This is a genomic window from Pseudomonas morbosilactucae (genome assembly GCF_023241715.1).
In the GTDB taxonomy this organism is placed as follows: domain Bacteria; phylum Pseudomonadota; class Gammaproteobacteria; order Pseudomonadales; family Pseudomonadaceae; genus Aquipseudomonas; species Aquipseudomonas morbosilactucae.
Window position 1 is genome coordinate 102,131 of sequence record NZ_JALQCW010000021.1, and the last position, 16,190, is coordinate 118,320.

Consider the following 16,190-nt stretch of genomic DNA (forward strand, 5'->3'; position numbering starts at 1 on the left):
ACAGTCCCTTTCCAACCCATCACGACTCTCCATAACGCCCATATGATGGCACATTAACATAACTCTTAGCGTTGCCTGAATCACCTGCGCATTTCGTAACCGAAACATCAGCTAGCGCATAAAGAATGCATTTGTACTCCACGCTTCTCAGAGCAAGGGCACGTTCAGTTTCCCAGAAGTAAGAGGACCTTCACGGCCCCCTTGTTTCTTGCTTACTCCGCCATTTGACGTACGGCCCTCTCAATCCGCTGGCGTCCCGCATGAGCAAGCTTGCTTACACCAGCTTCCTTCGCGACCGCATATATTAGGGCCTCCCCTTCGTGCCCCCGCTGCACCATCTCGTCAACCAAAGCACGTAGTTCTGGCAGGCAGATTTCAGATAGCCCTCTCGTGGTGTCTTCATCGCCGGGCTTACGAAAGACGACACTGGCATCCGACTCGATATGAGTCGGCCAGAAAAAGACTCCTGTCTGCTCCTCTTCATGTGAGCGGAATCGCGCCCGGGCAATTTGGTCAACGCGATCACGTATCCGTGAGCCGGTTCGTACCCAGCCATGAGCACGGGCAATGCGCCTTGCAAGCGCCGTGTCCAGAACCGGTCCCTCTTCCGCCACGACATGAGCAATCATCTGCTCCAACGTTTCCGTGTAACTCGCCTCAAAGAACTGATCTGGATCGACCAACCCTACCGCCTGACGAGGGTCGGATTCTTTATAAATCAAATATTCAAGGGGACGAGCAAAAGCCAGGACATCCTCATCTGGTTTGATAGATGCAGCCTTAGCGTACTTCAAATCAGGGAATGCACCTGAGGGGTCATTGGATGACCCCACACTATCCACTGTGGCGACCACAGTAACCTGACTTACTACCTCAATGACCTCAGCCATAGCTGCGTCGATTTTTAGTCGCTCTGCCTCTTGAGCGGCATCGATGACAGCCTGCTTGGCTCGGGACTCAGCAAGGAGTTCGGTCAGACGTTGATGTACCTTTTCGGCAGTTCCAATTGCATCAACCCACCAGTCCGTCGACCATATCCTAACGATCTCCCAGCCAAGTCCACGCAGTACAAACTCACGGAGCTTGTCACGATCACGAGCGGTCGCACTGCGGTGATAGGTAGCACCGTCGCATTCAATCCCGGCAAGGTACCGTCCAGGTGCGTCAGGGTGAACAACCCCAAGGTCTATTCGAAAGGAGGAAACGCCAATCTGGGTAAATATCTGCCATCCCTTTTTAGCCAAGCGCTGCAACCGCCTCTTCGAATGGGCTGTCGAAACTACCCACGCTACCAAAGTCGGCCTCTGCGAGAGCCCGTGGGCCACGCTCTGCAAACTCCAAGAAGTGCTTAAGATCTCGAACCCCGATCGCTTGCGTACGAGCTAGATCAATATGCTCTGGGCGCAAGGTCGAAAACACCACTAGCTCCTGGCGAGCACGGGTTATTGCCACGTTTAGTCGACGCTCACCACCAGGGCGGTTCATCGGACCGAAGTTCATGGACAGCACACCGGCAGCGTCTTTTCCGTAGGTGGTCGAGAAATAGATGATGTCTCGCTCATCGCCTTGAACGCTCTCAAGGTTCTTGACGAACACAGGCTCCAGCTCGGACTCAGCGAAATACGAATCGAGTGATGGGTCTTTCCGGCAAGCCTCATCCAGCATGTCCATGATGAGCTTCTGTTGCTCGCCGTTAAAGGTTACGACCCCCACGGTCCGCCCGCTTTCGCGGAAGGCAGGAGACTGTAGGCGAGCAACCAAATCAGCAACTAAATATCTTGCTTCAATTAAGTTTGTTCGCGACCCGCCCTTGTCATATACACCCGGGACTGGGCATAACCGTACTGCTTTGTCCGCCGTAAACGGTGATGGGAAGGTCACCAGCTTCGACTGGTAGTATCGCTGGTTCGAGAAAGCGATCAGACTTTCGTGGCGGCTACGGTAGTGCCAGTTAAGATTACGCATTGGCAGATTGGCGCTGATGCACTCGTCCAGAATACTCTCGAGATCAGCCTCTACATCCTCATCTTCAGCGGTCGACTCAGCGCGGTTAAAGAACGAAGTTGGAGGGAGCTGTTTGGGGTCGCCCACCATCACCACTTGCTTCCCTCGGGCCATGGCGCCGATGGCATCCCAGACAGGTATTTGAGATGCCTCATCGAAGATAACGAGATCGAATGGCGTTGAGGCAGGAGGCAGATACTGAGCAATGGATAGAGGACTCATGAGCAAGCATGGAGTCAGCTTGGTTAGCGCTTCTGGCGCACGACTCATCAGCTCCCGCAATGGAATGTGCTTGGTCTTCTTGCCCATCTCATGTCGCAGGACTCCCCACTCTGAAGAGCGACTTACACTGTCTTGGCTTGGTAGGTCGGAACACAGCCGAGCTCGGAGCCAGTCTTTGGTCAACTCGGTGAACTTGTCGTCCAAAGCGCGGAAATCGCGAATGCGTTGCTCATGCTCCACGCTGACGAACGTCCGGATCACCTCTTCGTTGTCGACCGTCGTATTCAGCCACCAGCGGGCATAATTTACTTCCAATACACGCCGGACTTTTCCAGAGCTGATAGCTCCTGCTTCCAACGCTTGAACAATCGGCGCCAGGCCGACAGCGTAGGCTTCATCGCGAACCTTCCGCCAAGCGCACCATGCCTTAAGGCGCGATTCAGACGAGACGACAGTTTCGCAGTTTTTCTTGATATCACTTAGCGCCAGGTGAGCAGTTTCGATGACGCCCATTTCGGTGAAATGACCGACAGCCGTCAGGTGCGCCGCTCGCGCCTGTAGCAACTCAAGCTTTTCTCGAAGAGCAACACCGGCATTGGCTATAGCAGCCTCCGGTTCAAGTAGTGCGTTACCATCCCCCAACAGAGTTTGAAGCGGTGTTTTGTAGGCCGCGACCTGCTCAGGATTGAGTGCCAGCTTCGCCACCGCGGTAGCCATCTCCCCCTGAAACGCTGCCGCACTACGCACGACATCAACTTTCGTTTTCAAGTCATTCCAGACAGGAACGATTTCTCGCAGATCGGCCAGATCCACCAACTCTCGCTCAACTGCTGCTCTGTTCTTGAGCAACTCAAAATCAGCTTTTAACGACGAGCCACAACGCCCCTCCTCTACATGAGGATGGTCGTCGATAAGCCGACCGCGTTCTTCTATGCCACGTCGTTCAGCCTGGAAGCGCAGAGCTGCAGTCAGCACGTCAATATCCGTGGTCAAACCGCTCCAGAGAGAGCTAGTTGCTGAGCTGAGATCAACCAGCTCATCTAACCCAGCATCGAGACGAGTCAGCGCACGCAGCCGGCGGAGTTCCTCCTTCAGGCCATCACCTAGCTGGCCCTGCTCAACCAACTGCAAGCCGTCATCGATCCAGGCAGAATTACTTTTCTGAAGCCGCATAGCCTCTTGCAGCTTGATCGCTGTCGCAAGATGCGTTGCTTCGGATTTGGCACCTTGCCAAACAGCAACACACTCATGACCTGGCTCCAGCTCATCGATTGCTCGACGCACCGACCGAATCTCTACCCAAGTAGCGAGATCCTTGCCATTGTCGACTTCACCTGTTGACGTCTGCGTCGGAGCCAATAGCCCAGCGATGCGGCGTTTTCCGAACCAAGACTTAGGCCAGAAAGACTCCTCCGCGTCTTTCCACTCGCGCAGCAGGAGTTCGGTATCAAGTACTTCAATCGCATCAACATAGGACGCCGTTAGCTGGTGCTTGAGGTCGTCTATCTGACACAGCAATGTGACAGCTTGCCCGAGAACGTCAGTGACATTTTCTGGCCAGGCCGAGCCTAGATCAACGAACGTAGCGCGGCGTTGCTGCAGCAAATCAATGCCTTGTTTAGCTTCAGCAATAATACGAGAGGACCAGAGGGATGAGAGTCTGGAGTTAATGTCACGGTGTTCGTCGACCCAAGTGCAGCCGTCACTCAGACGTTTAGAAATCGAGCGAGCATCGGGGCGCAGTGCGAAACGCCAATCATGCCCAGCGGCAGCAGGAAGTGCTCGAGAAAGGATCGATAGCCCCTCAAGCGCTGTTGGGGTGTACTCCGTAACAGGAAGCCCAGACAGCTCAACAAAGCGATCGGCAGCTCTCTGGACTTCAAGCACAGCGGGAAGCACGTCACGAGCCGCCTGCACGAATTGTTGCTGCCAATGAGGCGACCACTCTGCTTGGCCTACCCCGGACAAAGCGTTGCCTGCCAGCTGACTGTAACCCACAGCCTGTGCGTTCACTTCAAGGCGGTCGCCCAGCTCTCGAAGTTCAAGCATGGCCTTCTGATCATGCGTTTCCGGAGATGGCCAACCAAGTGGAGCTACTGCCTCATCAACACCCGATGTCACCGTCCCGATGGCATCGTAGATGGTGTAGCCGTTGCGGTGCCGGCGATGCAGACGCTCGACATAAATATTGAGGCTGTCACGCAGGGACGCGAGCCGCTGCGCTTCCACCTCCCATGCGGCAGCATCTACCTGCCCTTTCGCTTCCCAAGCCGACTGTAACTGAGCAAGGACATCCGTTTTCCGAGCTTTGCTGGAGTGAAGTTCAAGGCAGAACTCACCCAGACCGATTTCACGCAAGCGCCGGTACACGACATCCAGGGCAGCAATTTTCTCAGACACGAACAGCACCCGGCGCCCTTGAGCGATCGACTGGGCGATCATGTTGGAAATCGTTTGGCTTTTACCCGTGCCAGGTGGGCCGATGAGAACGAAGTCTTTACCCTTGGCTGCGGCCATCACAGCCGCAAGCTGAGATGAATCAGATGGCAGTGGGCAGAACACATCAGTCGGGCCGTAATCACGGTCCAGAGACTCAGCCTCCGGAAACGGGGTATCGGAGATGAACGAATCGCGTGGCGTATCCAGAAGATGCTGGACTACTGGACTCTGTCGAAGGTGCTCTGCATTCTCGGCAAGATCCTTCCACATGAGATACTTGGCAAATGAGAACATCGAGAGCACAACGTCCTCGTTCAGCTCCCAGCCAGCGATGTCCTTAATCGCATGACCAACTTTGTTCCAAATGCCTACGATATCCAGACCGGAGTCGTCCCGAGGCAGCTCCTGCTCCAGCGAACCTAAGCCCAGCTCAAAGTCTTGACGCAGCATCTCGATCAGAGTCGGGTTAAAACGAGGCTCATCATCGTGCAGCACCATGGTGAATCCGGAGCGTGCGCTCTTACGCTCCAAAGTGACAGGAACCAAGACCAGTGGCGCTTTGTACTTCTGCCCAGCTCTATCCTCACGCGTCCAACTAAGGAAACCGATGGCCAGGAAAAGCGTGTTGGAGCCACCCTCCTGCAAAGCAGTACGAGCGCTTCGATATAACTCAGTTAACCGGACATCCATTTCGGCGGACGTCAGCGCAACGAATACTTCCCTACGCTTGAGAGCATCTTCAGCATGACGACGGCGAACATCTTCTCGCTCACGCTGTTCATAGAGTGTGCGCTCACGCGGATCTGCGCCATCCATCAGGTCAGGCCTGGTAAGCAGCTTCAGAGACTGTCCACTTGCAAGAATGTCCTCGAGAGCACCGGGATCAGGAGATTCAAGCTTCAGCGCTCGCTTACCCATTTTGAAATTGAGCAAGTTATTTCGAAGCGACAGATCCAGAAGCTTTCGCTGCCACCGGCCGAGGCGATCTGCTGGGTCGAGCTTAGACAGATCCTCAACCTGCACCTTAATATTGTCATCGGCGATGCCAATCCCTTCCTCCACAAGAAGCGATGGGGCTTCATCAGACTCAGCAACGGCGACACGTGCAATCTGAGCCTCTGAGCTGGCGAGCGGTTTGATACGTTGCAAACGGGCGCGACGGATATCTAGCAGCATCTCGAAAACACTTTCAGCGTCTTCGGCTACCTGTTTCGTGCCCATCTCTACCGCATAAGAGAATGGCGGTATCGAGGCGTGGGTAATAAGAGTGGTCTCAAACAGCACGAGCTCCTGAAGCTTCACCCGCTTACGTACTGCAGTGACATCATCCACCACGGCAGTCGTAAACTCTTCTGGCTTAAGCCACAAACCAGCAAAAGCATGACCATGGGTGAATACGATCACGGGGTTAAGACCAATCTGCTCCAATGCTGCGCAGAAAAGCAGAGTCAGGTCGAGACAAGTAGCCAACCCGGAGTCAGCAAGCTGACTAGGGCTACGAATCTTCTGTCCTGATTGTTCAAAGCTGGCCGGCGGCAACGCATAGTCGAGCTTCATGCGCGCCACCGCGCCCCACACTGCCGACGCCAACTGCCAAGCTCTTTTGGGGCCACCCTCATATCCGTCAAGTGCGGACGGCTTATCGCTAAGACGAAGCAACTCGGCTGCCTGTTTGAGCAACCGCTCAACCGCTGCATCATTCGGCTGAACAAAAGCCGCAGTCATATCTGGTAAATGCCGCAATCCGCCCCACTGGTTTCTGGGCAAAAGGTCTACGACCTGTTCAAGCCGAGCAACTTCCTTGCGACCGCTCTCCGCCTCCTTGTCATCGGCTTCGAGGACAAACGTAAAGGTCGACATTTCTGACTCTGTCAGGCGACTCAACAACGGGCCGTCCAAGACAAGATCAAGCCCAGGTATGACCCGGAAGCTATCTGCAGCGATCTCGTCGATCCGCCAGATCTTAGACTTAAATACCTCGGGGGCCGAGCTAAGCGTAAGAGTGGCATTGACGAAACGATTACTCGTTTCGTTCGAGATACGAAGCTCGCGAATCACAGGGATAGCGTTCTGGAAATCTGCAAGATTTAGCTTTGCTACCAAGGTGGCAAGGACCTTTACTTCCTTAGGCGGGGCTTCTTCTTGGGGTGTGAGGGGCTGAACGATATCGTCCATGCGCAACAATCCTTGTCGTTATGCTCAAGGGAGTGCCGAAACTGAACGGCCAGGGAGCCCCTATTGAGCTGATGGCGGGATGATATCTCTTATAGCGACAGCCGTAATGTGCCTTTGGTCGTCACTGGTTCCTCTGCCCATCATCGAACGTCACATATTACGACCGACACAGCTCAATATCGAAAAAGGATCGAAGTCCACTGGGCAAACTCCGATAGTGGTATCACATCGAAATGTCCATCAAGAGCCGGACGTTTTGTGGGGGTAAAAACACCTGAAAACAAAAAAGGGTCGCGAGATAAAATCTCGCAACCCTTTGAATTATATGGTCGGGACGGAGTGATTCGAACACTCGACCCCTAGCACCCCATACATAGGGTCGCTGAATATTCAAAATTTATCTGCCAGCCATGCCTGCCGGGCGAATAAAAAACCCGGCGCGAGGCCGGGTTACCCACCCTCTCCAAGACGCAGCCCCCAAATGAGAGGGATGGAGAGCTGACAAGAGAGTTCGGGGGCGAGATATTGCCAAATGGTGTCACTCTGCGCAATAGAAGCCTCTCTCCGCCCCTCTCCAACATTTCACGTAACTTGTGAACTCCACGCACCCAGAAGTAGCTCGTGCCAGATGCACTTAAGCAAGCGGCAACATCCGCTGTCACTGCTCGAAGACAGCACCTCAGCGCGAGCCTAAGGCAGTGCAAACGATCCGTGCGGTAACGTCGAAATTCTCCAGAGTGAGTACATCAATTGGCGAAAGACCTTTTAGTCGCTCATGGGGTTTACAAAGAGTGCGATAAAGCTTCCATGAATCCATATCCGGAGACTGCATCAGCACCGCGAGAACCAATTTGTACCGCAATGGATCAAGCTGCCAATCGGGAATGCGCTGACCGCGATTCCCCAGGCTCAGAGACAGCAGGCGGCGAGCCTTAATATCGCGATTGATCTGATCACGGGATTTGCCGGCCAGCCTGGCGAAAACCAGCAACGGCAAGTTACTCGGAGCCTCAAACGTGGCCAACATTTCCGCGCGTTCAGACTGGATGTCAGACATGTGAGAGTTGTGAGCTTTTTCAGTCCGTGTCGGAGCAGCTACGACAGACAATCGGCTGGACTCCATGGGGGCATTCTCGCGACTGTCCAGCATCGCCGCCGGGGTGGTCGCCGGTGGAAAGCTGCTGTACAGAACGGCATTTCCCTTCGCGTTTTCCAGTAACGGCAGCGAAGCTGCGCCCTCTAAACGAATAGTCAGCGGAGAGCTTGCCGCTTTCAGCTGGCCCTGCCCCCACAGATCCAGACGGTTCGCCCAATCCTGCATCATGGTCCGGCGCTGCTCCACGTACTCCGCGTGATTGTAGGCCGCACTCACCTTATCCGGATCAGCATGAGAAAGCTGGGCATCCACCCACATCTTCGGGTATCCGATCTCGTTCAACGCCGTCGAGATCGTCGCCCTCATGCCATGCCCCGTGAGTTGATCGACGTACCCCATCCGGCGTAGCGCGCCATTCAGCGTATTCTCACTGATGCGCTTGCTCAGGTCGCTTCGATGCGCAAACAAGTAGCGCTGTGCGGGGACAACCTGGTCCAGCAAGTGACGCACGATCTCTAGCGCCTGAACCGACAGCGGGACAATATAGGCTGGTACATTTTGGGCCTGCTTCCCTGGCTTCCGCATCGCTAACTGGAGCTGCTTTACCACTTCCGCCGGTATGACCCACAAGCGCTTCTCCAGATCGAACTGATCGGGTGTCGCCAATCGTAACTCGCCCGTGCGGACCCCCGTCAGCAACAACAATCGAAGGCCAAGGCGTGTTTGGTTGGCACCGCCGTAGTTTCGAAGAGCAGCCATCAACCCCGGGAGCTCGTCCATTCGAAGAAATGGATTGTGTGTAACAGGCGGTTGGGGAAGTGCGACCACATCGAGGTCTGAAGCCGGGTTATGTTCCAGCCCCTCGATCTTCACCAGCGCATAGCGGAACAATTGGTTGAACCAAGTCCGACATTTTTCGGCTGTCGTTAAAGCCTTGCGCTGTTCGATCCTGCTCAGCAAATCCAGCAGATCGTGACGATTGATGTCGTAGACAGGCCGTCCACCCAGTATGGGCAGGATGTCTTTATTGAAGATTCTTAAGATTTGCGAGAGCGTGCTCTGGCGGCCTTCCTTCAGGCTCAGCCGGCGAAACTCTACCCACTGATTGAACACGGCCTCGAAGGTATGCTCTGCCGCAAACCGAACAGCACGGCGTTGCTGTTTACGGTGCTCATAGGGGTTGATTCCTTGGGCAACCAAGGCACGCGCCTCATCACGTCGCGCTCGGGCTTCTCTAAGGCTGATTTGCGGATAACTACCCAGGGACATGCGCTTCTGCGTGCCAGCCCAGTAGTACCTGAAACGCCAGATTTTTCCGCCGTGGGCCGTCACATTGAGCGCAAGCCCATCCGTGTCGCCTAGCGTGTAGTCATTACCGGTGATTCGGGCGTGCCGGACAGTCATATCCGAGAGTGCCATAGCGAGCTCCTGAACAGAGTCAGGGCCAGATGCTCATCTCGTTATCCAAGCTGCTCCAGCAACAAACCGATTCAGTACTCGTCCAAATTCAAGATTCCCATTCGGGACTTAAATCGGGACTTAAACGCACCGGATAGTGCTGGATTTCAGTGGTTCCCGCCGGAACGAAAAAAGAGCCTAAAGGCCCTTATTTCAATCACTTACAGAATTCAGTGGAACTCTGCAGCGCTATGTTTGGAGCGGGAAACGAGACTCGAACTCGCGACCCCGACCTTGGCAAGGTCGTGCTCTACCAACTGAGCTATTCCCGCGTCTTGGTGGTGCGCATTCTATAGAAATCAGAACCGCCGTCAACCCCTTGATTCAAAAAAGTTTTATTTCTTTTCCGTATCGGTCTTCAGGTGGGGCCAGGCAGCCCGCAGGTACTGGAGCATGGACCACAAGGTCAGGCCGGCTGCAACCAACAGCAAGGCATAACCCACCAGCACCCAGAAGCTGAAATCGGATGGGTTGGCCAGCAGGATCACCAGCGCCAGCATCTGCGCGGCGGTTTTCCATTTGCCCATGTTGGAGACCGCCACCTGCGCGCGCGCGCCCAGTTCGGCCATCCATTCGCGCAACGCCGAGACGACGATTTCACGACCGATGATCACCGCCGCCGGCAGGGTCAGCCACAGGTTGCCGTGTTCCTGGACCAGCAGGACCAGGGCCACCGCCACCATCAGCTTGTCAGCCACCGGATCGAGGAAGGCCCCGAACGGGGTGCTTTGCTCCAGGCGGCGTGCCAGGTACCCGTCCAGCCAGTCAGTGGCAGCCGCAAAGGCAAACACCGAACTGGCGGCCATATAGCTCCAGCTATAGGGCAGGTAAAACAGCAATATGAAAATCGGGATAAGCAGGACGCGTAGAACGGTGATCAGATTAGGGATATTCATCGGCACAACTGGCTACGAGGTGAGGTGGCATTCTACTCGCTGTGCAGGTTTGCATAAATCAACTCAGCAAGCTTTTTACTGATCCCCGGTGCTTTGGCGATCTCTTCGATGCTTGCACGAGACAGCTCCTGCAATCCACCAAAATGTTTAAGAAGGTCGCGACGACGTTTCGGGCCGACCCCCGCCACCCCTTCCAGGGTCGAGGTGCGCCGGGTCTTGCCGCGCCGGGCGCGGTGGCCGGTGATGGCGAAACGGTGAGCTTCGTCGCGAATCTGTTGGATCAAATGCAGCGCCGGCGAATCGCCCTTCAGGGTGAACTCATGGGCGGCGTCGTTGAGGTAGAGGGTTTCGAACCCCGCCTTGCGCGTTGCGCCCTTGGCCACGCCGAGCAGGATCAGGTCCGGCACCGCCAGTTCATTGAGCACATCACGGGCCATGGACAACTGGCCCTTGCCACCGTCCACCAGGAGGATATCCGGCAGCTTGCCTTCTCCGTCCTTGAGCTTGCTGAAGCGTCGGGTCAGTGCCTGGTGCATCGCCGCGTAGTCATCGCCGGCGGTCACGCCTTCGATGTTGTAGCGACGGTAGTCGGATTTGATCGGACCTTCCGGGCCGAACACCACGCAGGACGCGACCGTTGCCTCGCCGCTGGAGTGGCTGATGTCGTAGCACTCCAGGCGCTGCGGTGGCTCGTCCAGGTTCAGCACTTCGGCCAAGGCGTCGAAGCGCGCAGCCACATGCTGCCGATTGGCGAGGCGAGCGTTCAGCGCCTGTTCGGCGTTGGTCACCGCCAGCTGCTGCCACCGCGCCCGGGTGCCGCGCACCCGATGGCTGATGCTCAGCTCGCGACCACGCAGTTCGTGGATCGCCGCAATCAAGGTCGGGAAGTCGTCATTGACCACGTTGACGATCAATTCGCTGGGCAGGTCGCGCTCGGGGCTGCTGACAAAATACTGGCCAAGGAACGCCGACATGACTTGCGCCACCTCTTCCTCGATACCCACCTGAGGGAAGAAGTTCTTGCTGCCCAACACCCGCCCACCGCGCACGCTGATCAGGTGCACACAGGCGCCGCCCGGGTTGACGAACGCCGCGACCACATCCACGTCGCCGGTCCCGCCTTCCATGCTTTGCTGGTCCTGGACCCGGCGCAGCAGCGAGATCTGGTCGCGCAGTTCCGCAGCCCGTTCGAAATCCAGGGTGCTGGCCGCGGCCTCCATGCCGCTGGAGAGTTCGTCGGTCAGGGCATTGCTGCGCCCCTCGAGAAACATCACCGAGTGGCGCACGTCCTCGGCATACACCTCAGGTTCCACCAGGCCGACACAGGGCGCCTTGCAGCGCTTGATCTGATACTGCAGGCACGGCCGGGTGCGGTTTTTGTAATAACTGTCCTCACACTGACGGACCATAAAGGTCTTCTGCAGCAAGCTGAGGCTTTCGCGAATGGCGCCGGCGCTCGGGTAAGGACCGAAGTACTTGCCCTTCTGCTTCTTGGCCCCACGATGAATGCTGAAACGCGGAAAGGCCCCATCCGACAGAAACACATATGGATAGGACTTATCGTCACGCAGCAGGATGTTATACGGCGGGCGCCACTCCTTGATCAGCGTCTGCTCCAACAGCAGCGCTTCGGTTTCGTTGGCGGTGATGGTGGTTTCGATCTGGGCGATGCGCGCCACCAGGGCAGCGGTCTTCGGCGCCTGGCCGGTCTTGCGGAAGTAACTCGCCAAACGGTTTTTCAGATTCTTGGCTTTACCCACATAAAGCAGGCGCGCATCGCTGTCGAACATGCGATACACGCCAGGACGGCCACTGCAGGTAGAGAGAAAAGCACTGGGATCAAACAGGTCGGTCATTTCAGAGGCTGGCATCGACCATGCCGTGACGAACCGCCAGCAACGTCAGTTCGACGTCACTGCTGATCGAGAGCTTCTCGAAAATTCGATAACGGTAGGTATTCACGGTTTTCGGCGACAAGCACAACTTGTCGGAAATGATCTGCACCTTCTGGCAGCCAACGATCATCAGGGCGATTTGAATCTCCCGCTCCGACAACGCATCAAAGGGCGAATCACTGGACGGCTGGAAGGACTTGAACACCAACTGCTGGGCAATTTGCGGACTGATGTAGCGCTGTCCGGCAAAGACCAAACGAATGGCCTGAACCATTTCATTGAGCCCTGCGCCTTTGGTCAGGTAGCCGGCCGCACCGGCTTGCAGCAGCCGGGTGGGGAATGGATCTTCTTCGCAGACGGTCACAGCAACGACTTTGATATCTGGATGACTGCGCAATAATTTGCGCGTGGCTTCAAGACCGCCAATCCCGGGCATCTTGACGTCCATGAGAACCACATCGGGTTTCAACTCCCGCGCCTTGAGCAGGGATTCCTCTCCCGACTCGGCCTGTCCGACTACTTGCAGGCCATCGATGTCAGCCAGCATTCGTGTAATGCCTGTACGAACGAGATCGTGATCATCGACTACTAGCACCCTAATCAAGCAGACACCTCGCGATATGGTCTTTATAGGTTGTCGGACACCTTAGCAAAAAAGCGACGTACAAACTAATCGCAAGCGCTATATAAAAGCCAACCGCCGGAGATAAGCAATAACAGGTCGCATCAGCCTCAATCAGGCCCCGGCCCCTGCTAGAGGCTCGGGCGCTCCATCATCAGGAAGCACTCGTCCTGCCCCACCACCGCCAGGCCCATCCGCTCATAGAGGCGACGAGCCGGGTTGTCGTTGAATACGGTGAGGCGCAGCAGGCGACGCTGCTCCGCGCGCGCTATGCCCAGTACCTGTTCGATGGCCCAGGCACCCGCCCCTTGCCCGCGCCAGGCTTCAAGCACATGCAACTCGCGGATGTACAGCGCCCGCAGGTCGCGACTCAGGCTGACAAAGCCCAGTACCCCTGATTGATTGCAAATCATTAGGTTTTTCCGACCGGCCCAGGCCACATCGAAGGCCTCGTCCTGCCACAGCAAATCATGCCGAATGTAATAAGCCAGCAGGTTCGAACGCGCCAGATCACGGGCGAACACCAGGTCGGCCTCACCCGCTGGGCGCCAGTCAAACCCGCTCATGAATGCTCCACGGTCAGCACCTGTCCGTGCCAGACGCCGGCCCGGTAGCGGGCAATCACCAGTTGATCACCGACACCCGAGGACGCGGCAATCAGCTCGCCGTCTTCGCCCCAGACCGCACTGCGCCCCGCCGATACCCAACCGCCGGTAGGGCCACCATGGTTGGCCATCAGCACCCGCATCCCGTACTGCCGGGCATAACCCTGCAGCACAGCACTGTCTGCGGCGTAACCCTGCTCACTGATCAACACCCCCGCCGCGTAGACACCGGCACCTGCATCCGCAGCGGCCTGGGCATGGCTGGCCTGGGCGAAGTCGGCACAAACCGCAAGGGCGATGCGATGCTCGTCGAACTGCAGGGGCGAACCGCCCGTGCCAGGGGTAAAAAACACCTCCTCGCCGCTGTGCAGATGCTGCTTGCTATAGAGCTGCAAACGGCCATCGGCGCCCAACACCAGAGCCCCGATCAACACCCCGGCATCAGCCTGCAGGCGAATCGGCAGCCCCACCACCGCCGTCACCCCCAGCTCCCGGGCCAGGTCCCGAAGCGGTTGCAGCAGCGTCGCCTCGGGCGACAAGGCCAGGCTCGCCGCCAACCCGGGTTCATAGCCCGTCAATGACAGCTCGGGAAACACCAGCAACTGCACACCCTGCCCTGCCGCGACCCGCATGAATTCGAGGTGCCGGGCGATATTGCCCGGCAGGTCACCGGCGATGGAAATGCACTGGGCGGCAGCGAGAGTCAATGGTGTCATGGGGCTTCCTGCGGGAGGGATTGGCGCAAGGCGGCGAGTGTCGCATAAAAAATCGCGCTCGCTGACCCTGCGTCCACCCATAGCCAGACCTTAGTCACATGATAGAAATTACCCATTGAATCGCCGCCCCTGCCTCTAGTAAGCTCGGCCCACTTTCACGGAGAAACAGCATGTTGCCCCGCACCCTTTCCCTGCATCGCCACACCGCCAGCGCCCTGCGCTCGGTCGCGGCTGCCTGGGCAAATGGCAACAGCGCTCCAGTGAACGTTTATTTTGGGTATTGGTTTAGCCATTGGCGCGCCTGATACCCAAACCGGCGCCCACTTTCACGGGTCGCCCACCAGAGAACTTCTCACCCCCGTCGGCTTCCCGACCGGGGGTTTTGTTTTTTAGGGCTTAACGTTTTTCAAGCAACACACCGAACTCACTGAGGATTGATCACATGAACACCACTTATTACCGCAACGACACAGCCTACGCCTGGCGATTTAGCAGCCTCCGCTCGGGACAGCCTGCCGCCTCCGATCGGTCACCCACAGGTGGCAAGCCATCACTCGAAGCCAACCCGGCCAATTGTCGAACACCCCAGTAGGGTCGCGCGCGGGGAGCCACCCGCCGCCAGCCCAGGAAGCCTTGAACATGAACTCGTCCGTCTCCGCTCTGCCGCTGTCCACCCTGTCTTCTGCCAATGAAGCCCTGAGCCTGCGTCTGCCCAGCTCATTGCAACTCAAGCAACAGCTGCCGCTGTCCACCGCACTGGCCCAGCAAGTAGCCGCCCATCGCCAAGCGGTGCGCGCCATCCTCGACGGTGTCGACTCCCGTCTGCTGGTGGTCGTTGGCCCTTGCTCCATCCATGATCCGCAATCCGCCCTGGAATACGCTGCCAAGCTGGCCGAACTGAGCACCGAGCTCAGCAACGACCTGCTGTTGGTGATGCGCGCCTACGTGGAAAAACCGCGCACCACCGTCGGTTGGAAAGGCCTGGCCTACGACCCGCACCTGGATGGCAGTGACGACATGGCTGGTGGCCTGACCCTGTCCCGGGAGCTGATGCGCGAGATGCTGCGCCTCGGCCTGCCGATCGCTACCGAGCTGCTGCAACCCATGGCCGCGGGTTACTTCGATGACCTGCTGAGCTGGGTGGCGATTGGTGCGCGCACCACCGAATCGCAGATCCACCGGGAAATGGCCAGCGGCCTGGACATGCCCGTGGGCTTCAAGAACGGCACCGACGGCGGCGTGGCCATCGCCTGTGACGCCATGCGCTCGGCGGCTCACCCGCATCGCCACTTCGGCGTCGACAGCCAGGGCCACCCGGCGATCATCCAGACCCCAGGCAACCCGGACACTCACTTGGTGCTACGTGGCGGCCATCGCGGGCCGAACTACGACCGCCAAAGCGTGGCCCAGGTCCAGCGTGACCTGCACAAGCTGTCGATCCCCGCGCGGATCATGGTCGACTGCAGCCACGCCAACAGCGGCAAGGACCCTTTGCGCCAACCGGCGGTGTTCAACGACGTGCTGGAGCAGCGCCTGCAAGGCGACCGTTCGCTGGTGGCGGTGATGCTCGAAAGCCATCTGTTTGAAGGCTGCCAACCGCTGAGTACGTCCATGCGTTACGGCGTGTCCGTCACCGATGGCTGCCTGGGCTGGGATGCCACCGAGCACTTGCTGCGCAATGCCGCGCAACAGTTGCAACGCAGCCGGCTTCACCAGCCAATCCCCGCCTGACCACCGCCCCATGTAGGAGCTGGCTTGCCAGCGATAGCGCCGCCAGATCACCACCTGATCCATGGGCCCCATCGCCGGCAAGCCGGCTCCTACAAAAATGCCGCCCTATCCCCCATGTAGGAGCTGGCTCGCCAGCGATGACGCCGCCAAGATCACCACCTGATCCAAGGGCCCCATCGCCGGCAAGCCGGCTCCTACAAAAGTCCCAGGAGTTGGTCGCGCATCGGCACCCAGGGCGGCCTTGACCTTCTCGGCGTTGAAACCATGCCGACGACCCACACTGTACGGGAAGGCGTGCTTGTTGCCCGGGTCGCTCACCGATACCGCCTTG

At 57.5% G+C, this 16,190-nt stretch carries 9 protein-coding genes, 1 tRNA gene and 1 pseudogene; 1 reads left to right on the forward strand and 10 read right to left on the reverse strand.

Going from position 1 to position 16,190, the window contains the following annotated elements; genetic code table 11:
- Positions 1 to 212: 212 nt before the first annotated feature.
- The 9 genes from M1B34_RS33845 to M1B34_RS10575 form a co-directional block, all read right to left on the reverse strand.
- Positions 213 to 1,253: a DUF3320 domain-containing protein gene (locus M1B34_RS33845; protein ID WP_341870545.1), complete on the reverse strand. Its 1,041-nt coding sequence runs from the start codon at positions 1,251 to 1,253 to the stop codon at positions 213 to 215.
- On the reverse strand, positions 1,237 to 6,840 hold the full coding sequence (locus tag M1B34_RS10540) for a DUF4011 domain-containing protein (protein ID WP_341870546.1): 5,604 nt from the start codon (positions 6,838 to 6,840) through the stop codon (positions 1,237 to 1,239). The genes M1B34_RS33845 and M1B34_RS10540 overlap by 17 nt, the downstream gene beginning before the upstream one ends.
- Before the next feature lie 679 nt (positions 6,841 to 7,519).
- Positions 7,520 to 9,355 (reverse strand): tyrosine-type recombinase/integrase, encoded by a 1,836-nt coding sequence (locus M1B34_RS10545; RefSeq protein WP_268265085.1) that lies wholly within the window; start codon positions 9,353 to 9,355, stop codon positions 7,520 to 7,522.
- Between the two features lie 235 nt (positions 9,356 to 9,590).
- Positions 9,591 to 9,666: transfer RNA gene (locus tag M1B34_RS10550), tRNA-Gly, on the reverse strand.
- A 63-nt stretch (positions 9,667 to 9,729) separates the two neighbouring features.
- Entirely contained in the window at positions 9,730 to 10,290 is a 561-nt protein-coding gene (gene pgsA, locus M1B34_RS10555; protein WP_123334234.1) for a CDP-diacylglycerol--glycerol-3-phosphate 3-phosphatidyltransferase, read from the reverse strand.
- Between the two features lie 32 nt (positions 10,291 to 10,322).
- Positions 10,323 to 12,146 (reverse strand): excinuclease ABC subunit UvrC, encoded by a 1,824-nt coding sequence (gene uvrC / locus M1B34_RS10560; RefSeq protein WP_123334235.1) that lies wholly within the window; start codon positions 12,144 to 12,146, stop codon positions 10,323 to 10,325.
- 1 nt (position 12,147) lies between these two features.
- Entirely contained in the window at positions 12,148 to 12,789 is a 642-nt protein-coding gene (gene gacA, locus M1B34_RS10565) for a response regulator transcription factor GacA (protein WP_011061841.1), read from the reverse strand.
- A 149-nt stretch (positions 12,790 to 12,938) separates the two neighbouring features.
- A complete protein-coding gene (locus M1B34_RS10570) occupies positions 12,939 to 13,373 on the reverse strand; it encodes a GNAT family N-acetyltransferase (protein WP_268265086.1) in 435 nt (144 codons plus the stop codon).
- Positions 13,370 to 14,128 (reverse strand): carbon-nitrogen hydrolase family protein, encoded by a 759-nt coding sequence (locus M1B34_RS10575; RefSeq protein ID WP_268265087.1) that lies wholly within the window; start codon positions 14,126 to 14,128, stop codon positions 13,370 to 13,372. Before M1B34_RS10575 ends, M1B34_RS10570 begins: the two co-directional genes overlap by 4 nt.
- Before the next feature lie 639 nt (positions 14,129 to 14,767).
- Between M1B34_RS10575 and M1B34_RS10580 the strand changes: the two genes are divergently transcribed.
- Positions 14,768 to 15,859, forward strand: coding sequence for a 3-deoxy-7-phosphoheptulonate synthase (locus M1B34_RS10580; protein ID WP_268265088.1), 1,092 nt, complete (start codon positions 14,768 to 14,770; stop codon positions 15,857 to 15,859).
- Positions 15,860 to 16,061: 202 nt separating this feature from the next.
- Here the strand turns inward: M1B34_RS10580 and M1B34_RS10585 are convergent.
- Positions 16,062 to 16,190: pseudogene (locus M1B34_RS10585) on the reverse strand (spermidine/putrescine ABC transporter substrate-binding protein PotF); the annotation flags it as partial.